At 49.8% G+C, this 23870-nt stretch carries 13 protein-coding genes and 1 pseudogene; 1 reads left to right on the forward strand and 13 read right to left on the reverse strand.

Features of this window, described 5'->3' with window-relative positions; all coding sequences use genetic code 11:
* Positions 1-37: 37 nt before the first annotated feature.
* The 12 genes from H6F76_RS26030 to H6F76_RS26085 form a co-directional block, all read right to left on the reverse strand.
* Positions 38-2356 (reverse strand): Rne/Rng family ribonuclease, encoded by a 2319-nt coding sequence (locus H6F76_RS26030; RefSeq protein WP_190512675.1) that lies wholly within the window; start codon positions 2354-2356, stop codon positions 38-40.
* A 681-nt stretch (positions 2357-3037) separates the two neighbouring features.
* The gene (locus H6F76_RS26035; RefSeq protein ID WP_190512677.1) at positions 3038-5770 is read right to left on the reverse strand and encodes a TIGR03936 family radical SAM-associated protein; all 2733 of its coding nucleotides are present in this window, start codon (positions 5768-5770) and stop codon (positions 3038-3040) included.
* Positions 5771-5944: 174 nt separating this feature from the next.
* Positions 5945-6280 (reverse strand): STAS domain-containing protein, encoded by a 336-nt coding sequence (locus H6F76_RS26040; RefSeq protein ID WP_190512679.1) that lies wholly within the window; start codon positions 6278-6280, stop codon positions 5945-5947.
* Between the two features lie 293 nt (positions 6281-6573).
* The gene (locus H6F76_RS26045) at positions 6574-7227 is read right to left on the reverse strand and encodes an LON peptidase substrate-binding domain-containing protein (protein WP_190512681.1); all 654 of its coding nucleotides are present in this window, start codon (positions 7225-7227) and stop codon (positions 6574-6576) included.
* Positions 7228-7420: 193 nt separating this feature from the next.
* On the reverse strand, positions 7421-7738 hold the full coding sequence (rpsJ, locus tag H6F76_RS26050; protein WP_190453158.1) for a 30S ribosomal protein S10: 318 nt from the start codon (positions 7736-7738) through the stop codon (positions 7421-7423).
* Between the two features lie 179 nt (positions 7739-7917).
* Complete coding sequence (gene tuf, locus H6F76_RS26055; RefSeq protein ID WP_190453155.1) at positions 7918-9147, reverse strand: elongation factor Tu; 1230 nt, start codon at positions 9145-9147, stop codon at positions 7918-7920.
* 23 nt (positions 9148-9170) lie between these two features.
* Positions 9171-11246 (reverse strand): elongation factor G, encoded by a 2076-nt coding sequence (gene fusA, locus H6F76_RS26060; RefSeq protein WP_190512683.1) that lies wholly within the window; start codon positions 11244-11246, stop codon positions 9171-9173.
* 106 nt (positions 11247-11352) lie between these two features.
* Entirely contained in the window at positions 11353-11823 is a 471-nt protein-coding gene (gene rpsG / locus H6F76_RS26065) for a 30S ribosomal protein S7 (protein WP_190453148.1), read from the reverse strand.
* Positions 11824-12057: 234 nt separating this feature from the next.
* Positions 12058-12432, reverse strand: a complete 375-nt coding sequence (rpsL, locus tag H6F76_RS26070) for a 30S ribosomal protein S12 (RefSeq protein ID WP_190453146.1) — start codon at positions 12430-12432, stop codon at positions 12058-12060.
* Between the two features lie 166 nt (positions 12433-12598).
* A complete protein-coding gene (locus H6F76_RS26075; RefSeq protein WP_190512685.1) occupies positions 12599-12925 on the reverse strand; it encodes an iron-sulfur cluster assembly accessory protein in 327 nt (108 codons plus the stop codon).
* A 244-nt stretch (positions 12926-13169) separates the two neighbouring features.
* Positions 13170-13586 (reverse strand): phosphomannose isomerase type II C-terminal cupin domain, encoded by a 417-nt coding sequence (locus H6F76_RS26080; protein WP_190512687.1) that lies wholly within the window; start codon positions 13584-13586, stop codon positions 13170-13172.
* Positions 13587-14024: 438 nt separating this feature from the next.
* Positions 14025-15938 carry a phosphodiester glycosidase family protein gene (locus tag H6F76_RS26085; RefSeq protein ID WP_199322485.1) on the reverse strand — a complete coding sequence of 638 codons (1914 nt, stop codon included), beginning with the start codon at positions 15936-15938 and terminating at the stop codon, positions 14025-14027.
* 784 nt (positions 15939-16722) lie between these two features.
* Between H6F76_RS26085 and H6F76_RS26090 the strand changes: the two genes are divergently transcribed.
* Positions 16723-21381 (forward strand): glutamate synthase-related protein, encoded by a 4659-nt coding sequence (locus H6F76_RS26090; protein ID WP_190512690.1) that lies wholly within the window; start codon positions 16723-16725, stop codon positions 21379-21381.
* Between the two features lie 588 nt (positions 21382-21969).
* Here the strand turns inward: H6F76_RS26090 and H6F76_RS26095 are convergent.
* Positions 21970-23736, reverse strand: a pseudogene (locus tag H6F76_RS26095) (bifunctional pantoate--beta-alanine ligase/(d)CMP kinase); the annotation flags it as partial.
* Positions 23737-23870 lie beyond the last annotated feature (134 nt).

A 23870-nucleotide genomic window follows, 5' to 3' on the forward strand; every position in this document is an offset into this window, starting at 1 on the left:
AGTTTGGCATACGTGTCAGCTTTGATTTGGCTCATCACTAATCTGACGTTGTTGCCGAAGAACGGCGGCGGCGGCGACGGGTCACAGGTGCATCTTCAGCCTCGATCGACTCATCTAGCGGGGGTACTACTGCCTCCAGCTCTATGCTGTCAGTCTCGACACTGTCAAACTGAGGCTCCAGCACTGAAGCAACGTCTGCTACTTCTTTCGCTTCAAGCAAGTCTGTGTTCGCTTGCCTACCTGTCGGCACAGTCTCAATCACACGCTGTTTCGGCTTCGGTGCCGCTACTACTGGCTCTAATACTACCGACTCTAGTTGGGATGTTAGCGTCATTTGCTCAGGTTCTGCTTCTAGAGGAGCCTGCCCTGGCAAAACTACCGAAATGACGGCTGCTTTCGGATTTTTTACTTCCTGATTAGCTAGTATCAATGGCGAAATGCCCATCCAGGCATAGATATCCTGTTCTGCTGGAGTCATTTCTACGGTGACTACTTCCGGCGGCTCTTGTGGTGCCCTTGACGACTCCCGCCGCGATCGACCCCGACGCTCTTCCACATAGCTCAACTCTGGTGGTGCTTCTGGAACATAAGCAGCGTCTAGCGTTGGTTCCAATTCCTTGGCTGGAGTCAGCTCTCGATTAGTCAATAATTCGGGCACACCATCACGCCCACTCCGACCCCGACCACCCCGACCCCGAGCTGGACGTTCTGGACGCTCTGAGCGCCCGGTATCGGCGCGATCGACTCGGCTGGTAAACGGTAACTCTGGGGCAGCCGTTGGTTCACCATCGTTTGCTGCATCAAGCTTCAAAGTAGGAGCGCTTTGATAAGACGGGCCCACGCTGCGTCCTTCATCACCGGGACGACGACGACGGCGGCGGCGATTGTTACCACCTAGCTCTTGATAACTCGGATGATTCAGCCCAAGCTCTTGGACATCATCACTATCATCCATATCTTCGCTACGGTCTTCCCACGTTGGCTCTGGGGCGCTTACAACATTAGGAAGCACCAGATCACGCCCACGCCCGCGCCCAGTAATGTTGCGATCAACGGTTCGCGATTCTCTTAGCGCTACGGCTGCCGGACGCTCAACCATATCGCCCTCTGCAGTGTCATTCTCACCTGGCAAATGCACCAGATGACCTAACCCACCACAGGTGGGGCAGGCACGACCAAAGATTTCGTAAATATTCTTGCCCTGACGTTTGCGGGTTAACTCAACCAAGCCCAGTTCAGAAAGTTGAGCAATTTGCGGTCGCGACTTATCGGCTCGCAACGCTTTGTTGAAGTGTTCTAGCACCTGCAACTGATCGCGGCGCTGATCCATGTCAATGAAGTCAATGACAATCACCCCAGCAATGTTGCGGAGTCGAAGCTGGCGAGCAATTTCGGTGGCGGCTTCGCAGTTCGTCCAGAGCACTGTTTCACGCGCTGTTGCAGAGCGTGTAAATGAACCAGAGTTAACATCAACCACGGTTAACGCTTCCGTTCGCTCGATAATAATGTAGCCACCCGATGGCAAATCAACCCTGGGCTTCAGCGCTTCTCGGATCGCGGCATTGATGCGGAAGTATTCCATGATGGGGGCGCGATCGCGATGGTGATCAATCAACACCCCCCGCGGTAAATCACCACCACCCCAATTCGTCAACTGCTGCCGAACGCGCTTCAGCCCCGTGTGTGAATCCACCACAATCCGATTGACATCCGCACTGTAAACATCCCGCAGCACCCGCTGAATAAAGTCATCATCCCGATTCAGCAGTGCTGGTGCACGAGTGGTGTTTGCCTCTTGCAATACCATCTCCCACTGCTTTTGCAGCGTTTCCAAATCTTCAATAATGGCATCTTCAGGCATATTTTCCGCTTCAGTACGGACGACGATGCCCATGCCTGCGGGTTTAACCAAAATTGCCAACGCCCGTAACCGATTCCGTTCGTTTTCATTGCGAATACGACGGGAAAGGTTTACCCCCTTACCGTGAGGCATCAACACCAGATAACGCCCTGGAAGTGACACATTACCTGTCAACCGGGGTCCCTTATTACCGGTTGGCTCCTTCATGATCTGCACCAGCACTTTTTGCTGAGGAGCCAACAGTTCGGTAATCGAGCCAGCCATCCGGCGCAACTTCAACGGACCTAAATCGGTGACATGAATAAACCCGTTGCGTTCACTATCACCAATATTTACGAAGGCTGCATCAATGCCTGGTAAGACGTTCTCAACGATGCCAAGATAAACATCACTAACTTGATGGCTACCCGTTGCAACAATAAGTTCTTGAATCTGATCTTCTGAAAAAACGGCAGCAATGCGATGCTGCTCTGCGATAACAATTTGTTTGGACATTCAATTTCCTCAAAGGTTGGCGGCAGCAGGAGGATCTAAGTCGGTAATCCTCTAACTCGTGCAAAGGTACCGCTGCATAACGTACAAGCTCCGAAGCTATGCAACAGCTATAAAAAGATGCCAATCCTGAAATGAGGCGGTCTCTAACAGCCTCAGGACGGTTGACTATGGCAAAGACCACTGAATGAATAATCAATAAAACCAGCCAATTACCTTCTCTTGCGAAAAGGTATCGAACTCTGTGAAAGATGGACTAGAAGTCTGACAAAGTAGGCTGCCTTCAGCATCAAATGCTGATTTACTTAGCGGTACCCCTAAGAGTCTTCAACCCGCAACAGCCTCTGTTGAGTTGCATTATAGCGTGTACAGATTTCTCTGCGACTAAAGTTCAAGAATTGATAAGCTGCAGTAGCAGGAAGGAGGTAGAAGACGAAGGCTTAAAGCGGTATAGCAAAAGCATGTAGCTTGCTTCCGCTCGGCGGTAGGAAGAGGGATGAAGAGAAGCCCTTGTTCAAAGGATACTTCAAAATTTATGTCTATCCTAATGTTCTCTTCGACTGCTATAGGCTTTCTTTTCTGAGCCTTTGATCGTTTGTACCCTGGACGATTCACCAAAACGAAAAACAGCTTTCAGAAACGCCTCAATCCCTCCGTTCTTTGACTCTTTTCGATGAAACAAGTTCAAGTTGGCTGCAATTCTGAGTGTTCAGGTGTCGCTAAAAGCAGTCGCTCGCGGTGTATCTGCAACAGTTGTAGTTCTTGCTGTGAGACCTGCTCAAGCATATAAAGGACGTGATCAGGGCGAAGTAGCGTACCGTCGTTACGATGACTGCCAAGGTAACGCAGCACGATCGACGTATCACTGACTAACGCTTCAATTCTCAAGTCAAACAGGCGATCGCGCAGATTGATGTCCTGAGTTTTGCCTCCTTTGGTCGTGTGCTGAAACCAAAGAGCATCGCTGGCTTGAATTGTGTTTACCCATGCCTGCCATGCCGATAAAGTAAGCGACTGGATAGCAGCAGATGCGTCTGGTTGTACTATGCCAACTGTAATGAGATATTCTGCCTTCTCCAAAAGCTGAGTTGCTGCTGGTGAGCTGACCGGAACTGCTTCAACGTGGTAAATCGGGATTTCAGCCGGAAGCTGCGCCTCTAACTTTGACCGAAAGACCGCCAGATCCATTACTTCAGTCAGCTCAAAATCGACAATTTCGCCTGCACTGGTGACACCAAGCGGAAGGGCACTTGCAGGAATAATGCGTGGTCCAGGATGAAAGCCACCTGTGAAAGTGATTGGTAGGGCGGCTCGTCGTACCACGCGATCGAACAAGCGAACCAAATCAAGATGACTGACTAATGCCATTTCACCGTGCTTGCCTAACCATACCCGCACCCGTTGAGCGCGCTGCTGATTCGGTACAAAGTGACCTGCAAAGGATGGCAGAGCAGGTGGCGCTACCACTACGTTATGCCCAAAGTCAGTACTACAGACTCCGCAATGAGAGCAGCCGTCAAAAGAACAGTCTGGTACTGTTGCTGCTTGCAACGCTCGCTGTAAGTCTTCTTTAAGCCACTGCTTGTCAATCCCTGTATCGAGATGATCCCAGGGGAGCGGAGTCTCTAGCGAAGGATAAGGGCTGGAGGCTGAGGGTTGAATGCTGGCTTCAGTTGTGCCAAAGATATTCCACTCGCCGCTTTCAACCTGACGGTATTTCCAGTCCAACCCTGATTCGGCGATCGCTTGTGTCCAGGCAGCATACGCGCGATCGAGGCTTTCCCACCAGGCATCCATCCCTGCACCTAGTTCCCAGGCGCGCTGAATAACTGAGGAGAGTCGGCGATCGCCCCTACCAACAAAATCTTCCATTGCCGAAAGGCGAACATCTGTAAAATTAACCTTTAAACCCCGAATGTGGCGAAACTCTTCTCTCAAAAGCCGTTGCTTCCGTGCAAATTCTGCTGTTGCAACGGAATGCCACTGAAAAGGTGTGTGTGGCTTGGGTGTGAAATTAGAAATCGTGATGTTAAAGTGCAGCCGCTTTCTGCCTTTGGCATTGCATTCCTGCTGGAGCCAGCGTACTGTGTCAGCAATGCCCACTACATCTACATCTGTCTCACCTGGCAGACCAATCATGAAATAAAGCTTGACCTTATCCCAACCTTGCTCCCAGGCAGTTTTAACCCCGCGTAGGAGTTCCTCATTCGTTAAGCCTTTATTTACAATGTCTCGCAGTCGCTGTGTACCTGCTTCTGGAGCAAAGGTGAGTCCACCCTGACGGGTGCCACCGAGGATGTTGGCAATAGTTTCGTCAAAGCGGTCAACCCGTTGACTAGGCAACGACAGCGAAATGTTTTCGTCCTTCAAGCGATTCTTAATTTCCATGCCAACCGCAGGCAGCGCCAGATAATCTGAGCAACTTAGCGACAGTAGCGAAAATTCGTTATAGCCGGTCGCTCGCATTCCTTGCTCGATCGCCTCAACGACTGCGGCTGGTTCAACATCCCGCGCTGGGCGTGTCAGCATACCCGGCTGGCAAAAGCGGCAACCTCGTGTGCAGCCCCGCCGAATTTCTACTGTTAGGCGATCGTGTACGGTTTCGACATAGGGGACTAGACCAATTGAGTAAGCTGGCATGGGGTCAGCCACTCGCCGCAAAATGCGCGTTGGCACATCGGGGCGATTTGGCTGCACTGAACCATCAGGAGTCATGTCATAAAACTGCGGTACATAGACTCCTGGCACCTGAGCCAGGTCTAGCAATAGTGCCTCCCGACTTAACCCGGCAACCTTCCCTTCTTCTAGTACCAACCCAATTTCTGGTAGCAACTCCTCGCCATCCCCTAGGGCAATGAAATCAAAGAAGTCAGCATAGGGTTCTGGGTTAGAGGTCGCTGTTTGCCCACCGGCAAAAATAAGCGGATATGTAACGGGTGCCGCTTGCCTATTATGTACAGAGGTCGCATCAGGATTTTGCCATACCTGTTGTTCATCCGCCTTAACCTGCTGACGTGCTTTCCAAGTTAGGGGAATGCCAGCTAGAGCCAGCATCTCAAGGATATTTGTTGCGCCTAGTTCGTAGCTGAGGCTGAAGCCTAAAATGTCAAAGTCAGCCAGCGATCGCCGTGATTCAACTGCAAACAGCGGAGTTTGACTACTTCGCAGCTTGATTGCTAGATCAGAAGCAGGCAGGTAAGCACGATCACACAATTGGCGTGGTTGAGCATTGAGAATACTATACAAAATCATGTGCCCGAGATTTGAAGCACCGACCTCGTAAATTTCGGGATAGGTCAGAACCCAGCGGACGGTTACTGCATCCCAGGGTTTATGAATAGCGCCTAGCTCATTACCAAGATACCGAGCTGGCTTCAAAATGTCTGGGGTAAGCAATGCTTCAACAGCAACTGTCATAACGAGGTTCCCTTTTGCGTCCATTGCCTGAACACGTTTTTGGCATTGCTTAGTATACCAATGTTATTCAGACCAGATTTGTCGCTAACCCTCCTTTAACTGAGAAAGCCAGCAGGCGCGCTCAGATTTACTCACTCTTGCTGGCTAATTAGTGAATGTACGTTCAAGTGTTGCTTACGCAGTCGCTTCGCTAAAGGCGTAACGTCCCTCCAAAATTTCAAAGGCACGGTCGAGTTGAGTCAATTCAAAGATAATCCGGACGGAATGCGAGATAGCACAAAGACTAAAGCGCTTGTTCAAGCGTTGTGCCGTGCTCAGTGCGGTTACCAGTGTCATCAGACCAGCACTATCGATCGATTCAACCTGAGCCATGTCAATTAACAAACTTGAGTGATGCTCAGATTGAATCGCTGCATTCAGTTGTTGTTGAAAAACAGTTACATTACCGGCATTCAAAGAGCCTAAAGGTTGAAGAACCGCAGTTTGAGGACGAACAAGTACATTCTGCATATAAAAACCTTAACTGGGAGTAGGAACTAAGAGACTTTCAGCTCATGCCCCAACCATAACTGTGGGTTCTTAGTTCTGCCCAATGTTCATCGCTGGTTTCGCGGAAACTTTATGCACCACTCACAATTGTTTAAAGTTTTCACTAAGTAGATTCACCCAGAAGGTATACAAAACTACTGAACTCAGCTTACTTACTTCATTTGCAGCAAAATTGTTTTTGATACAACGATCTAGCGCCAATCTCACAATTAGCGCAGCAATCACATCAGACTTGGATGCAACAAGCGCTGAGTCTATTGTAGTGAATCATCCAACGTGTCTTTCAACACAGTGCGGGCAGCAAGATGGTTACGAGTAGAGGTAAGGATCTCTGCCTCACGTTTCAGTCTTGCAGCCGTGTCCTGCATTTCTAGCAACGCCTGCTGTTCCTCTGCTACCCCGTACAGATTGCTAGCAATCCAATAAGACAACTCGATCGGTAATGTCGGCATCGTTTCCGGCAACTCGATTTCTTGCCCAGTTAACTTTGCTGAAAGGCGAACAACATCTTGAAGTAATTGTGAGACATTGCTTGCTGAGAGCTTCAGGTCATGCTCAGGAGGATTGTCCTCAATCCATTCCACTAGCCCCACTCTATAAGGCTTTTCACGCACATATTCCAGCACTCTAAAACGCTGTTGCCCTAGCGCCAACACTTTCATCCGATCATCAGGCAACCGCTGAAATTCAATAATTTCAGCGCAGCAACCAATTGCCGCTGGTTTACCTTGAGCTTGATCCCACATAACGACACCGAAACGTCGATCGCCCTCAAGAATCGTGTTCATCATGATTCGATAGCGAAACTCAAAAATATGTAACGGAAGGGGTCGTCCTGGAAACAGAACCACTTCTGGCAGAGGAAAAAGAGGAAGCTCTCGAACCGCAATTGATGAAGAAGGTGCCATTATTTATCAAATGAAGAGACAGTACTTCTTTACATACTGTACCGTATCTGAAATAAGAAGGGCAGTAGAAGGGCAGTTCTCGCCAATTTGTAAAAGTGTAAAATATAGCTGGACTAAAATATAGATGCGTAAAAGCCCTTATATGTTTAGCGAACTTATTAAAGGGGTAGACTTTACCCACCCCATTTTGCGTCTAGAGCTTCACTTCAATATCGACACCAGCAGGCAAATCAAGCTTCATCAAAGCGTCAATTGTCTTTGAGGAAGGCTGGTAAATATCAATAATACGTTGGTGCGTGCGAGTTTCGAAGTGCTCACGCGAGTCCTTGTCCACATGCGGAGAGCGAAGGACACAATAAATCCGTCGTCTGGTCGGAAGGGGAATTGGTCCAACCGCAGTAGCGTTTGTACGATTTGCCGTATCGACAATCTTCTCACAGGATGTATCAAGAAGACGACGATCAAATGCCTTAAGTCGGATGCGAATCTTTTGTTGCTGAATAGTTGCCATCGGGATACTAATAAATTTTCAAGGTTCTAATTAACCGATAGCATTCAGCATTCAGCATTCAGCTATCGGTCTTGTTTGATGAAACGGATTAATTCCTAATCCTTTCAATCGTCCAGAAGTTAAAGCTATTAGGAACCAAGCTTGAATTTGATCACTAATAGCTAACTCCTGAATTTCAACTACTTAAGGATCTTCGCAACGACTCCGGCTCCAACCGTACGCCCACCTTCACGAATAGCGAAACGCATTCCTTGCTCAATGGCAATTGGGTTGATGAGTTCAACAGTCATTTTGATGCGATCGCCTGGCATCACCATTTCTGCCTCGCCACCTTCATCTGTTGTGAAGTCGCTGATCGTACCGGTTACATCTGTCGTCCGCACATAAAATTGAGGACGGTAACCAGGGAAGAATGGCGTGTGACGACCCCCTTCTTCCTTCTTCAGAATGTACACCTCAGACTCAAACTTGGTGTGAGGTGTAATCGATTTTGGCTTGGCGATAACCATACCACGCTCAATATCATCCTTTTGCAGACCCCGCAGCAAGACACCTGCATTGTCGCCAGCCATACCTTTTTCAAGGCTCTTCTTGAACATTTCGATACCCGTTACTGTCGTAGAACGAGTGTCACGGATACCAACTAGTTCAACAGTGTCGCCGACCTTCACTTCTCCCCGTTCGATCCGACCAGTCGCAACAGTTCCCCGACCTGTGATCGAGAAAACATCTTCAACTGCCATCAAGAACGGCTTATCGATATCACGTTCTGGAGTGGGGATATATGAATCCACACTGTCCATCAGCTCGTAAATCTTGTCAACCCACTCGTTTTCACCACGTTTCGTCTTAGGGCTAGCAGTCATTGCTTCGAGTGCTTGTAGTGCAGATCCGGCTACGATCGGAATATCGTCACCAGGGAAGTCGTAGGAACTTAGCAGTTCACGAACTTCCAATTCAACAAGCTCTAAAAGCTCATCGTCATCCACCATGTCTTTCTTATTTAGAAAAACAACTAGCCGTGGAACACCAACCTGTCTTGCCAAAAGAATGTGTTCACGCGTTTGAGGCATGGGACCATCAGCTGCTGACACAACAAGGATGCCACCATCCATTTGTGCTGCCCCAGTGATCATATTCTTCACATAGTCAGCGTGCCCTGGGCAATCAACGTGAGCATAGTGCCGCTCAGCCGTTTCATACTCAACGTGAGCCGTGTTGATCGTGATGCCCCGCGCTTTTTCTTCTGGTGCAGCATCGATTTCGTCGTACTTTTTAGCCGCAGCCTGACCCAATGCCGATAGAGTCATTGTGATTGCAGCGGTTAGTGTTGTTTTACCGTGGTCAACGTGACCAATGGTACCGATGTTGACGTGGGGTTTATTCCGTTCAAACTTTGCACGTGCCATGACTTAGTTATTCCTCTTCCTGATTATGCGTTCCCTTTACTCTTAGCGATGATTGTTTCAGCCACACTACGAGGAACCTCATCGTAATGGCTAAACTCCATCGTGAATATGCCTCGACCTTGGGTCATTGACCGTATATCTGTAGCATATCCAAACATCTCTGCCAATGGAACCTTTGTGGTTACTTTGGCAAGCCCCTGCTCGACTCCCTGAGCCTCGATTTGACCTCTACGGGAAATCAAGTTACCCATAACAGGACCCAGAAAGTCTTCAGGAACCTCAACTTCAACCTTCATCATAGGCTCTAGGAGAACAGGTGAAGCCTTCATTACAGCGCTCTTAATTGCCATTGAACCAGCAATCTTAAACGCCATTTCGGAAGAATCAACGTCGTGATAGGAACCATCTACTAACGTTGCTTTGAGGTCAATCACTGGATAGCCAGCAAGGATGCCTGACTCACAAGCTTCCTTCATGCCTTGCTCTGCTGGACCAATGTACTCCTTAGGCACTGCACCGCCAACAATCTTCGAGATGAACTCGAGACCGCTACCAGGTTCCGTAGGCTCCAATTCAATCACTACATGACCGTATTGACCTTTGCCACCGCTTTGACGAACAAACTTTCCTTCAGCCTTGACAGCTTTTCGGATCGTCTCTCTATAAGCGACCTGAGGCGCACCCACATTTGCCTCAACCTTAAACTCCCGCAGCATTCGGTCTACCAGGATTTCTAGGTGAAGTTCTCCCATCCCAGCAATCACTGTCTGGTTCGTTTCTGGGTCAACATTTACCCTAAAAGTGGGGTCTTCTTCAGAGAGCGACTGGAGTGCCTTTGATAGCTTCTCCATGTCTTGTTTTGTCTTTGGCTCTACCGCAACCGAAATAACTGGCTCTGGTACAAAGAGTGATTCTAAGATTACAGGCGCATCTTCATCACAGATTGTATCGCCTGTAAATGTGTCCTTAAGCCCTAAAACAGCGCCTAGATCACCCGCCCTCATTTCATCCACTTCAATGCGATCATCAGCCTTTAGAATGATCAGACGAGAAACTCTTTCCTTTTTGTCCTTAGTAGAGTTCAGAACGTAGCTACCCTTTTTTAGAACGCCAGAGTAGACCCGAATGAACGTTAACCGACCATAGGGATCAGCCATGATTTTGAAGGCTAACGCTGACATTGGCTCTGTGTCGTCTGCGTGCCGCTCAACTGGTCCACCGTCAGCCAAATGACCTTGAATCGGTGGCACGTCAATTGGAGCTGGCAGGTAGTCAATCACAGCATCCAACATTAACTGAATGCCTTTGTTCTTAAAGGCAGAGCCACAAAGCATTGGCACGATCGTGCCATCGATCGTACCCTTTCGCAACGCTGCTTTAATTTCAGTTTCTGTAAACTCTTCGCCATCCAAGTATTTAGCAGTCAGCGCATCATCAGTTTCTGCAACAGACTCAATCAACTTGAGGCGATATTCACTAGCCAAAGCCTGGACATCCTCAGGAATGTCTGTTTCTTCAATGTCAGTCCCTAAATCATTGTTGTAGATAAAGGCACGCATTCGTACTAAATCTACAATGCCTCTTAAGTTACTTTCACTGCCAATTGGTAGCTGAATCGGTACAGCATTCGCTCGCAGTCGCTCACGGATCTGCCCGTAAACCTTGTAAAAGTTTGCTCCAGTGCGGTCCATCTTATTAACAAAGACAAACCGAGGCACTTTGTAGCGATCAGCTTGCCGCCAGACCGTTTCAGACTGCGGTTGTACGCCGCCGACCGAACAAAAGACTGCAATGACACCGTCAAGAACTCGCATGGAGCGCTCAACCTCGATCGTGAAATCGACGTGCCCAGGCGTATCAATGATGTTAATTTGATGGTCTTTCCAATTTGTGCTGATCGCAGCAGCTGTAATAGTGATGCCCCGCTCACGCTCCTGAGCCATCCAGTCAGTGGTAGCTGTACCTTCGTGAACTTCGCCAATTTTATGAACCACTCCCGAGTAGAACAAGATGCGCTCGGTGGTTGTGGTTTTGCCAGCATCAATATGGGCTGCGATCCCAATGTTTCGGACCCGTTCAATTGGGATGGTACGTGACACAACTGCCTCCTTTGCCTCTTCCGCAGCTATGACCGTGCTGCTACTTCCATAACTAATTTTAGACGTTCTGTACGGAACTCAGGGGAGTAGTTTCCACACCAATGCCCTAATAACGGTAGTGTGCAAATGCCTTGTTTGCCTCTGCCATCCGATGAGTCTCTTCACGCTTGCGAATCGCGCTACCTGTTTCGTTAGCAGCGTCCATCAACTCGTTTGCAAGCTTACCTGCCATCGTACGACCGGGTCGCTGACGTGAATATTGGATTAACCAGCGAAGTGCCAGTGCTGTACCACGTTCGGAACGAACCTCCATAGGCACCTGATAAGTAGCACCACCAACGCGGCGTGCTTTAACTTCAACTAGAGGAGTTGCATTTTTAACCGCTCGTTCAAATACCTCGATCGGGTCAGCGCCAGTACGCTGTGCGATCGCCTCAAACGCGTCATAGATGATGTGCGATGCCACGGACTTTTTCCCGTGATGCATAATACGTCGAACCATCATGCTAACCAAGCGAGAATTGTGAACTGGATCTGGTGGAACAGGACGTTTCTGTATAGCAGTACGACGAGACATAATGAGCCTTGAAAAAAGTAGAACGTGTTAGAGCCAGAATAGATTTCGCTGCCGCTAGAAGCAAGGGCAAGCGATAAAAAGAATGATTAGCTGCCAGACTGCAACAGCATTAACCTCAGTTTCACAGCGGCAGGCAATTGCGCCAAGCCACAAAAACATTACATTAACCAGGCTACCAAAAACTAAGTGCTACCAAAAAATACTGAGGTTTGATAGCCTTCGCCGAATAAAAGCCTATTTTTTCGGGCGCTTAGCACCATATTTAGAACGAGCTTGCTTACGGTCTTTGACTCCTGCAGTGTCTAGCGTGCCACGAATAATGTGGTAGCGCACGCCTGGAAGGTCTTTTACCCGACCACCCCGAATCATGACAACAGAGTGTTCCTGTAAGTTGTGACCGATCCCCGGAATATAAGCTGTAACTTCGTATCCAGAAGTCAGACGCACTCTGGCGACTTTACGAAGCGCTGAGTTGGGCTTTTTGGGTGTTGTTGTATAAACCCGCGTGCAGACACCACGACGCTGAGGGCAACTCTTTAAAGCAGGCGACTTGGTTTTCTTCTGCGTCTTTTGACGCTCAGTGCGTATGAGTTGCTGAATAGTGGGCATGGTACAAGACGTATGCGATTCTGTTGGACTAGACTTTTGCAAACTCTAATGGTACTAACAACACCGAGCTTATGTCAACAGAATCTTTTGAGCCGCTTGTTCTAGTCTGCTTGCCACTAAACAAAGAAGAACTAAGTAATTTAGAGCGCTGTTGGGTTACGACACCTTAATTAAGCGAAAAGGAGTTGCCGCAACCGCAGCTCTGGTTTGCATTTGGATTATGAAACCGGAAACCACCTCCCATCAAGTCTTCAGAGTAATCAATGGTAAGACCATTAACAACTGTAAGACTTTCGGGATCAACGATAACCTGAATGCCGCTACAATCGTACAACTGGTCATCTGGGTAAGTAACTGCATCAAAGGTCATCGTGTAAGCTAGTGCCAAACAGCAACTTGGCTGGACACTAAGACGAAACTTAAGATCTGGCTCATGACGTTTTGCCTTCAGCCTGGCAATTTCGCTGATGGCTGCATGACTGAGACGTATCATCGAAATTATTAAAAGTGACTACTCTACCAATACCTTACAGCAGCGCGAAGCAACAAAACGGTTATGGAAGGCGCTGTTAGATAAAGTAGTTTGCACAAATATTTAACTAACTCCCCTTTACCCTCAGCCTCCTAACAGAAGCAGTCTAAGGGTAAGGGGGTTTACGGACGTTCTACAAAATCGCACAATGCGTTGGTTCGTAGTATAAGGCTGTTGAACAAGTTAATTACTAGTGGTCGGCAGTTTATTGGGCACGAGCGTAATCGTCTTGAAAGCGAACAATATCATCCTCTCCTAAATATTCTCCATTCTGCACTTCGATCAAGACGAGTGGAATAACACCAGGGTTTTCCAGGCGATGGGGAGTACATTGTGGAACATAGGTTGATTGATTGCTGCTCAGGACGTGTTCTTGATCGCCACAAACAACTTTTGCTGTTCCTGACACTACAATCCAGTGCTCGCTCCGATGGTGGTGCATCTGAAGGCTTAAGCGATGACCGGACTTCACCTCAATGCGCTTAATTTTGTAGCCTCGTCCTTCTTCCAAAATTGTAAAAGAACCCCAGGGTCTTAACTCCGTAGCTGCAACTGTATTTTGGCTGCCATTCAGAGGCAATGTAAGAGAAGGGCTGTGATGGGTTTCTTGGGATTGAAGCATATTGGCTATCTCTTTCAAAAGTTTTCTACTAGGGACATGACTGGCTTCCGAATGGTGAAACCTTGATCCTATGTTGCTGAGTACCTGAGTAAGCGCTGTCGGCAGAACGAAATAGGTGTAGACAAGCTGATTATGCCGAGAATCAACCTAACAAATTCTTCGCGATGGTTCTATCTGTACAGGTTTAATTGACTAAATTCACACGTAATCTTCATGTAGTAGTGACGCGCTCCAAACTTAGCTTAGCGAAGAGGCTTTAACAAAAAGACTTAAGAGGAGACTCAACTATCCTGTTTGATGCGTGAGTCATAAGCTTGTATTAACTTACTCTCTGCAAAGCTAGCTAAAGCGCTAAAGCCTCACTAACTGCTGAAGCTTCAAGTGACTGAGTATTGTTCATGCTCGATCGCGTACTACAGTGAGGCTTAAACATCAGGCTTAACGACTGGGTTGCACAAAGACACCAATGCCATTGTGGACGCGGGCGGCAGTACGAGGCAGTCGATCGAGCAGTTGTCCACCCAGATACAGTGTGGTCGAGCTACCGCCGTCAAGGTTAAGCGCATTGACGGCACCTAACTGCTGCATGATTTGGGCAATGTTAGTCAGCGTGGCACCACTACCATCTAGATCGGTATGGACAGCGGCAATGAGCAACTTACCATCAGCAGTCTGCCCGATCGCGCTGCGACTTGCCTTCTCAATCACAAACGCATTGCTGAATTGTTCGGCTTTGGCATCCAGCACAATTTGACGGTTTTGGAGGAGGAGTGGTCCACCGCCGATGATTTGCTCATAACGGTTGAAGTCACCTGGTGTAATGGCAGTCTCCAACTGCAATGATGTGCCAACGGCTAGTGTGGCGGCAGCATTACGATTCGAGCGCACCGCTAACACATACCCAGTAGCAGGAATCGGAACAGTAGTGCTGCCAGCGGCACCAAGGGGTTGTTGGCTCACGACCTGGTTGTTTTGCACGGTCACGAGAATTTCGTTGTCTGTGAAAGGGCTGTAGCTGGTGCCCCAACCGCTGGTATAGCGAGCAATACCAGCTTGAACGTAGGCGCTATTAAGATGAGTGAGCGGTAACAGTTGTCCCTTTGAAGTCACAAGGGCTTCTTGGAGGGTGAGGCGAGCAATTTTGGTTTCACCCGTGGCGTTCCAGGCAATTGCGCCCCGTCCTAGAATGGGACCAGAGAGCCAGCGTCCATCTAGCCGAACAGCACCCAGCGGCAACTGATTATTGCGATTGAAAAACCCGCTATTGATTGCTGCTGCAACCTGAGCCTGTTGTGCGGTACGAAGCAGGGGAGCCGTGCCTGCTAGCGTGCCAGGGTTAGGCAGAATCGGCTTCAGGCTAATTCCGGGTTGACGGGGATCAACTTCCAGCCAGACTACTGGAAAGCGTGCGGCATCTACAGTAAGCGTTTGGGTACGCCAGCGAAGTCCTGGTGCCCAGAGGATATCGTGATCGACGATTGAATCAGGACGAATATCCACAATCAGGCGATTGGTATTAGGGAGGCTCCATACGCGAGGGCGTAAGGCACTAGAAAGACTCAGCCGAATCCGTGTCTGATTCGTTCCAGGTTCAATCTTGATGGCTTTAAGCCGATTGCCAATGCCAGGTTTGAAGCTTTGAAGGGTGGTGGCAGGGATCTGTGCATCCAGCGTTAAAACAACTTCCTGTTTCTGGTGGTCGACTTGCCAGGGTGCTGAACGATCGAGTTCAATGACAAGACGATCGCCCCAGGGCTGCTTCCCCTGCCGTATCGCTTTCACCGTGGCAGGTGGTGAGTTGATTTGCAAAACGGCACCATTGACCTGTAGCTGCCAACCCGATCGCTGTGCTAATTCAGTAATATCAAGATAGCGAAGTGCTCCAGTGAGTCGTGTTGGCAGCTTCAATGGTGCGGTAGTGGGGTCAGAAAACCACTGCACAGGTTGTCTCGTAGCATCGGCGGTGTCGAGCAGTTCGACTCCGATCGCTTGCGAGAGTCCTGCCTCAGTGATGCCAAGGCGTTGTCCGCCAGCAGACCATTGCGCCCAGGCAGCAGGCAACATACGACCGTTTAACAGAATCTGATTCCCCTGTTGGCTTTGTGCAGGCAAGGATGGGGCTTGGCTCACAAGATTGGGTTGACTCGGTAAGGATTGGTTCTGTGTCGGTTGGTTCTGTAAAGCTTGATTATGAGGGGTCGTAGCAACAGCACTTAGCTGTGGCACTAGACAGCTTAAGGTAAGCAATCCTGCGATGAAAAGGAGGCTTTGGGCATAACGCGATCGGTAGCATCGATCGCCTGCTGAACTGACTGATTGCTTGAACCGCTGATTGACATCACGTCTGATCACAATTTTCCTCTGGCAACAGGAGATATAAGGAAAGGCAAGTTAATTTTATGAACGTAGCAGAAACCGGGCAACGGTTTGAGCAGCTTATTGCTTTTTAGTGAATCACTCACCCAACCTAGCTGCCCCAACTGTCAGAGAATTATGACTAAGCTCATGGTGTCAATGTTGCCAGCCCAAACTAGGGGCTAATCGACTAACCTGCTTTTTACTTCTGTAGTTGTCAGCATAGTGTGTCGAAGCGTAACCGCAGCTACAGAAACAACTCCTACGTAAGCAACTTAAGGCAAGATTTTTTGAGCCTATAGCAACAGATTTAAAGGCGTTGCTATCGGTGAGGGATTGCAAGAGCAAGGTATTTTTTATAGAATGCTCGTCCTACGGAATGTGTACCCAACGCTTGATCGCGTAGTTGCCGTTATCTGGAAGGTCGCGATCGTAGTCAAGGTTGTAACAAATGCTGTTGGCGCTTGCAGCTAGCATGAAGTGTTGGAAAGGGACATAGCTGCTAACAGGCTAGTAGCCGGGTTGTAGTGCCGACTGAACGAAAGGCGATTGGCTAGCCTTCGTAAAGCACATATTCTATGTAGAATCGGATTGACGCTACTGATTGATATTTTCTTGTTGAGTTGGAGCGATCGCCCGTTCTGCTCAATTTTGAAGTTTTATCCTTAAGATCTTTTGACATTGCTCCTACAACTATCAAGTGCGAGATCAGCGATACGTACCAGATCAGCGCTGCTGAATACCACCACACCTTTTATCAACAAACGAACCGGGCCATCTCATGGATAGAACAACTGTGAATCACGATCAGAATCAGGGAACGGGTGTGTACGCTGGTCAGCCTTGGTTGGTAGAAGAGCGCGATGCCTGCGGTGTAGGGTTTATTGCCGATCAGCAGGGGCGTGTCAGTCACGCATTGATCGAAAAAGCGCTGGCAGCACTCACCTGCCTGGAGCATCGAGGGGGCTGTAGCGCTGATCAGGACTCTGGGGACGGTGCTGGTTTGATGACGGCTCTTCCTTGGGATTTGTTGCAGCAATGGCTCGCGGATGAAGGCATTCAAGCTGCTACACCTGCCCAGATTGGAGTGGGAATGGTCTTTTTGCCAGCGAAGGTAGAGGCAGCCGCGAGTGCCCGCCAGGTTATGGAGCGGATTGCCGTTGAAGAAGGCTTAACCGTTTTGGGGTGGCGAGTTGTGCCAACGCTGCCTGAGCTTTTGGGTAAGCAAGCGCGTGAGAACTTGCCTCAAATTGAGCAGGTTTTGGTGCAGTCTGAGCAGCAAGGTGAGGCACTGGAGCGGCAGCTTTATCTCACCCGTAAACGTGTTAATAATGCCATTCGGGCAGAAATAACTGTTTCTGCGCTGCAAACTACGTTTGATGACTTCTATTTCTGTTCGTTTTCAAGCCGCACAATCGTCTACAAAGGCATGGTGCGATCGGCAGTGTTGGGTGATTTTTACACTGATCTGAAGAACCCAGCGTACAAGAGTACTTTTGCGGTCTACCATCGTCGCTTCAGTACAAACACGCTACCGCGCTGGCCTCTCGCACAACCGATGCGGTTACTGGGTCACAATGGCGAAATCAATACGCTGCTGGGTAACGTTAACTGGATGGTAGCGCGGGATGCAGATCTGGCTCACTCCTGCTGGGGCGATCGGATTGCCGACCTGAAGCCTACCGTGAATCTTGACAACAGCGATTCTGCTAACCTAGACAACGTTTTTGAGCTCCTGGTGTGGTCGGGTCGCAGTCCGCAAGAGGCACTAATGATCATGGTGCCAGAGGCATATAAAAACCAGCCAGATCTAGTCAACTATCCTGAAATTACGGACTTCTACGAATACTACAGCGGTATTCAGGAACCCTGGGATGGTCCTGCGTTGCTGGTGTTTAGTGACGGTAAGGTCGTAGGTGCGACGCTCGATCGCAATGGCTTACGTCCTGCTCGCTACAGCATCACACGCGACGGCTATATTGTGGTTGCCTCTGAAGCAGGAGTCGTGGATCTGCCCGAGGCGGACATTATTGAGAAAGGTCGTCTAGGTCCGGGCCAGATGATCGCGGTCGATCTGGAGACGCACGAGATTCAAAAAAACTGGGAAATCAAGCAACGGGTTGCCAGCGCAAAGCCTTACGGTGAGTGGCTCAAGCAAAACCGCTACGACCTTAAGCATGAGCCATTTGCCGAGAATGTGCCTTACATTCCTACTGGAAACCTGCTGCGCTATCAGACTGCCTTTGGCTACACGGCAGAAGACGTAGAGATGATCATCCAGGAAATGGGCGCACAGGGCAAAGAGCCAACCTTCTGCATGGGTGACGATGTACCACTGGCAGTGCTATCTGCCAAACCACGCTTGCTGTACGACTACTTTAAGCAGCGCTTTGCTCAGGTAACGAATCCGCCGATCGACCCTCTGCGTGAAAAGCTGGTCATGTCGCTGGCAATTCAACTAGGCGAACGAGGCAATCTGCTTGAAGCGGGTGCGAAGTACGCCCATTTGCTCAAGCTAGAGTCCCCTGTCCTAAGTGATGCAGAGCTGGATCAGATTCGCCAATCTGGATTTGAAACTGCCGAGCTTTCGACGCTGTTTGAACTTTCGCAAGGACCCGATGGCCTACAGCGTGCGGTGACAGCACTTTGCCAGAAAGCCGCAGAAGCCGTTCGCACAGGTAAGAAAATCTTGATCTTGAGCGATCGCGCCGTTCAACCTGGTAGCCCCAGCCTGAGCGAGGATTACACCTATATTCCGCCACTACTGGCGATCGGGGCAGTACATCATCACCTGATTCGTCAGGGCTTGCGGATGAAAGCCTCGCTGATTGCGGATACTGCTCAGTGCTGGAGTACGCACCATTTTGCGTGCCTGATTGGCTATGGCGCGAGCGGCGTTTGTCCCTACTTGGCGCTAGAAACGGTTCGCCAGTGGTGGACTGACCCTAAAACCCAGAGCTTTATGGAACGGGGCAAGCTGAAGGCGATTACTCTGTCTGCGGCTCAAGGCAATTACCGCAAGGCGATCGAAGAGGGGCTACTCAAAATCCTGTCAAAGATGGGTATTTCGCTACTGTCGAGCTACCACGGTGCCCAAATTTTTGAGGCGATCGGCATTGGTGGTGACTTGTTGCATCTAGGCTTTGCGGGTACAGCTTCACGGTTGGGCGGCTTGAGCATAGCTGATCTGGCGCAGGAAGTGGTTTCGTTTCATCAGCGTGCGTTTCCAGAGCTGCATATTAAGAAGCTGGAAAACTATGGCTTCGTCAACTATCGTCCTGGCGGTGAATATCACATGAACAGCCCGGAAATGGCGAAGCATCTGCACAAAGCTGTGGCAGACAAGAGCTATGACCACTACACGCTGTACAAAAAATACCTGGACGATCGTCCTCTGACGGCGTTGCGCGATTTGCTAGATGTGAAAAGCGATCGCCCCTCCATTCCTTTAGACGAGGTGGAACCTGCCAGTGCGATCGTCCAGCGCTTCTGCACGGGCGGTATGTCGTTAGGAGCCTTGTCACGCGAGGCACACGAAACGCTGGCGATCGCTATGAACCGTATTGGCGGCAAATCTAACTCTGGTGAAGGGGGCGAAGATCCGACTCGGTTCCTGGCTCTCGACGATGTGGATGAGAAGGGGCTTTCGCCGCAGTTTCCTCACCTGAAAGGATTGCGGAATGGTGATACCGCTAATTCTGCTATTAAGCAGGTCGCTTCCGGTCGCTTTGGGGTGACGCCAGAGTATCTCATGAGCGCCAAACAGCTTGAAATCAAAATGGCGCAAGGCGCGAAGCCAGGAGAAGGGGGGCAGCTCCCTGGACCTAAGGTGAGTCCATATATTGCGATGTTGCGTCGATCGAAACCGGGTGTCACGTTGATTTCCCCACCTCCGCATCACGACATTTACTCGATTGAAGATCTGGCTCAGTTGATCTTTGACCTGCATCAAATTAATCCTGAAGCGCAGGTTTCAGTCAAGCTGGTCGCAGAAGTCGGCATCGGCACGATTGCGGCAGGCGTGGCAAAGGCAAATGCCGACATCATCCAGGTTTCGGGTCACGATGGCGGTACGGGTGCCTCGCCGTTAAGTTCCATCAAACATGCGGGTAGTCCGTGGGAACTGGGATTAACAGAGGTGCATCGGGTGTTAATGCAAAACCAACTGCGCGATCGCGTTGTGCTACGGGTTGATGGTGGCATCAAAACAGGCTGGGATGTGCTGATGGCAGCGCTGATGGGTGGTGAAGAGTTTGGCTTTGGCTCCATTGCGATGATTGCGGAAGGCTGCATTATGGCGCGGATCTGCCACACCAACGCCTGCCCGGTGGGGGTTGCCAGCCAGCGTGAAGATCTACGCAAGCGATTCCCTGGGATGCCGGAACAGGTGGTCAATTTCTTCCTCTTTATTGCCGAAGAAGCCCGATCGCTGCTAGCAAAGCTGGGTTATCGCTCCCTGCATGACATTATTGGTCGCGCTGACTTGCTGAAGGTGCGAGAGGGTGTAACAATCCCCAAAACCCACAGACTCAATCTCGATTGCCTGACGCAACTGCCTGATACTCGGGACGACCGCACCTGGCTAACTCACGAAACTGTCCACAGCAATGGTTCTGTTCTGGATGACCAACTGTTGAGTGAGCCAGACATTCAAGCTGCGATCGCCAACCAGACCAGCGTGACTAAAGACCTGGAAGTAGTGAATACGGATCGGACGATCGGCGCACGCATTGCAGGGGCGATCGCACGTCAATACGGCAACAGCGGTTTTGGCGGACATCTTACGCTCAACTTCAAAGGCAGCGTGGGTCAAAGCTTTGGAGCTTTCAACCTTCCTGGTATCACGCTCAATTTAGAAGGCGAAGCAAACGACTATGTGGGCAAAGGCTTGCATGGTGGCGACATAGTGATCGTGCCACCTGCGGCTGCAACCTATAACCCCTCCGACAACGTCATTATCGGCAATACCTGTCTATATGGTGCAACGGGCGGAACGCTTCTAGCGTATGGTCAGGCAGGTGAGCGCTTTGCTGTGCGTAACTCTAAGGCGCAGGCGGTCGTTGAAGGTGCTGGGGATCACTGCTGCGAATACATGACGGGCGGCGTAATTGTCGTACTGGGCAACACTGGGCGCAATGTGGGTGCAGGGATGACAGGCGGCTTGGCGTACTTCCTGGATGAAGACGGCAGCTTCCCCACCAAAGTCAATCCAGAAATTGTGAAAGTCCAGCGGGTGATCACGCCTGCCGGAGAGCAACAGTTGAGAGAGTTGATTGGGTTGTATGCCGATCGCACCGGCAGCCAAAAAGCTAAAACTATCTTGGCGAACTGGTCTGAGTACTTGCCTAAGTTCTGGCAGCTTGTGCCACCGTCTGAAAAAGACTCACCCGAAGCTAACCCCGAAGCTGCAACTGAAAAAGTGCTAACCCCCGTCCAGTAACACAGTCAATCATTTCTAGACTGAAAATCACCAGTAGAGTCGGTTATGCTTCGCAAGCTTACTCTACTGGTGATTATTGTATTTAACGTGAGTTCGGGATAAGGAATCGCTAGAAGCTCTGATTTTCTGCGGCTTGCCACCACGCTCTCGGTCAAGTTCTTGTCAATAAGTCTCACAGTTGCAAATACTTGCAGTAGCAGGTCTTATTGAGAAAGGGTGACTGGCTGGCTACTTAACTCAAGCTATTCATAGTAGGGGTTTTAGCCTTCGGCTTAACCCGAACTCACGTTATTTATGGAGAAGCTCATGGCTCTGACATAGAGCTTGAACAAGATTATGGATGCTGGATTGCAGAAGTAACTGACTCGTCAGGCGTTCTTGCTCATGGATCAAGCGGTGAAGACTCACTAATACGAGTCAAAGCTTTAGCGCTTCGGTTTTAGCTAACCGTCTTAAACATGGTGAAAGCGCAGCAGAGTTTAGTCATGTAGTGGCTCTGACCACTCGCCCCTCACTACGAACTACTGTTTTCAAAGGTGCGATCGATTCAAAAAGATCGATCGACCGCGCCTCATTCTGGGCTGGAATTTATGCGTTGATAATTGCTCGTTCCTGGTAAAGCTGCACAATGCGATCGACCACTTCGGCAATACTAAGATTGTCCGTTTGGATCTCGATCGCATCCTCTGCTTGACGTAGGGGAGCCAGCGCACGGGTGCTGTCTTTAAGATCGCGATCGTAAATTGCCTGCTCTAGTTCATCCAGGCTAATGATGTCCTTGCCCTGATTTTTCAAATCTTGCTGCCGTCGGCGCGCCCGTTCTTGCACTGAAGCCGTCAAGAAAAGCTTGAGTTCTGCGTCAGGAAAGACATACGTGCCAATATCGCGACCATCGATGACAATGCCGCCGTTTTTGCCATAGCGACGCTGTTGACGCACCAATTCGTTGCGGACAATTGGCTGCGCGGCGATCGCAGAGACCTTTGATGTAACCTCCAGGCTCCGAATCGCCTGCGTCACATCCTGACCATTAACCGAGACGTTGATGGCTCTAGATTGCTTCTCTATGGGCGTTAGCTGAGCATCAAGCTCAATCTCACACTGGCTAGCCAATTCTGCAATGCTGGGCTCATCGTCAATAGCAACCCCAGACTCTAACACCAGCCAGGTCAACGCACGATACATTGCCCCTGTGTCCAAATACAGCAGATCGAGCCTTTGGGCGACCTGGCGAGAAACAGTCGATTTGCCAGCACCAGCGGGACCATCGATCGCCACAATCGGCTTACGGCTTGACAAAAGCATATTGTCAATCAGGCGAGTCGAACCAAGGCGACCCGCGATTGCCAGTAAGCCACTTTCCTCAATCATCTCTAAAGGCTCCAACGTTGATGGATGAACTAATTCGATATACTCTGGCACGATCGCCGTTACAGGTTCCAGTATTGCTTGCACTGTCTTAAGCAATGCCTCGACAGATCGTTCGCCTGCCCGAAACGCTTGTTCAGCCTGACTCAGCCCACGGTAAAGCGCTGCCGCCTGTGCTTTCTGCTCTGGGGTCAAATACTGATTCCGCGAACTGTACGCTAGCCCACTCGGTTCACGCACAATGGGGCAGCCGACGATCGCCACGGGCAAATTCAAGTCCTCAACGAGCCGCCGAATAATTGTCAACTGTTGCGCGTCTTTCTGCCCAAAATACGCTCGCTGTGGTTGCACAATATTAAGCAGTTTCGTCACGATCGTTGCTACGCCTTGAAAGTGCCCTACCCGCGATCGACCACATAGAACAGACAGCATTGCTTCAGGCGGCACCACTTGAGTGGGTGAGGAGTAAGGAGTGAGGAGTAAGGGGGAAGCGTTTTGAGCGTTAAGTTGTGGGTGTTGTGTAGTCTTCGGTATTTCAGAAGCGCGAGACGTTCCCGAAGGGAATCTTTTGTGTTCTAGCTCCCGACTCTCAACTCCCGACTCCCGACTCCCGACTCCCATCTCCCCTGCACTTGGCGCAAAAATCACATCTACCCCAGCTTGCTCACACAATGCCTGATCTTGTTCCAGCGTCCGAGGATACTGCTGAAAATCTTCAGTCGGTCCGAACTGAAGTGGATTGACAAAAATACTTACTACAACCAGTTGATTCTCTTGCCGTGCCTTCTGGATCAAGCTCAAATGTCCTACATGAAGTGATCCCATTGTCGGTACTAACCCGATCGAAACACCTGCTGCGGAAATTGGTTCACCGATGACCGAGGGGTCGACATTTGTGCGATCGGAGGAGAGATGTTGACCGGAGCGATAGCGGTTGAGATAGCAACGCAAGCCAGCAACGGTTTTAAACAAACGCACCGTAACCCCCAAAAATGACTGATATTTGGTTGAGAAAGCAAACGCCTCACACCCCAAAGCTGACCACTGTTAAGCCTATCAACAAGACTGCTGCGGCTGCTACTCAAAATAGTAGTTAACGCCCCTGTCTCTTTTGATGAAGA

The organism is Leptolyngbya sp. FACHB-321 (assembly GCF_014695975.1).
Taxonomy (GTDB): domain Bacteria; phylum Cyanobacteriota; class Cyanobacteriia; order Leptolyngbyales; family Leptolyngbyaceae; genus Stenomitos.

Coding starts and splice junctions, on each gene's coding strand:
- H6F76_RS26030 (WP_190512675.1), bottom strand. CDS start 2,356: ATGTCCAAACAAATTGTTATCGCAGAGCAGCATCGCATTGCTGCCGTT.
- H6F76_RS26035 (WP_190512677.1), bottom strand. CDS start 5,770: ATGACAGTTGCTGTTGAAGCATTGCTTACCCCAGACATTTTGAAGCCA.
- H6F76_RS26040 (WP_190512679.1), bottom strand. CDS start 6,280: ATGCAGAATGTACTTGTTCGTCCTCAAACTGCGGTTCTTCAACCTTTA.
- H6F76_RS26045 (WP_190512681.1), bottom strand. CDS start 7,227: ATGGCACCTTCTTCATCAATTGCGGTTCGAGAGCTTCCTCTTTTTCCT.
- rpsJ (WP_190453158.1), bottom strand. CDS start 7,738: ATGGCAACTATTCAGCAACAAAAGATTCGCATCCGACTTAAGGCATTT.
- tuf (WP_190453155.1), bottom strand. CDS start 9,147: ATGGCACGTGCAAAGTTTGAACGGAATAAACCCCACGTCAACATCGGT.
- rpsG (WP_190453148.1), bottom strand. CDS start 11,823: ATGTCTCGTCGTACTGCTATACAGAAACGTCCTGTTCCACCAGATCCA.
- rpsL (WP_190453146.1), bottom strand. CDS start 12,432: ATGCCCACTATTCAGCAACTCATACGCACTGAGCGTCAAAAGACGCAG.
- H6F76_RS26075 (WP_190512685.1), bottom strand. CDS start 12,925: ATGATACGTCTCAGTCATGCAGCCATCAGCGAAATTGCCAGGCTGAAG.
- H6F76_RS26080 (WP_190512687.1), bottom strand. CDS start 13,586: ATGCTTCAATCCCAAGAAACCCATCACAGCCCTTCTCTTACATTGCCT.
- H6F76_RS26090 (WP_190512690.1), top strand. CDS start 16,723: ATGGATAGAACAACTGTGAATCACGATCAGAATCAGGGAACGGGTGTG.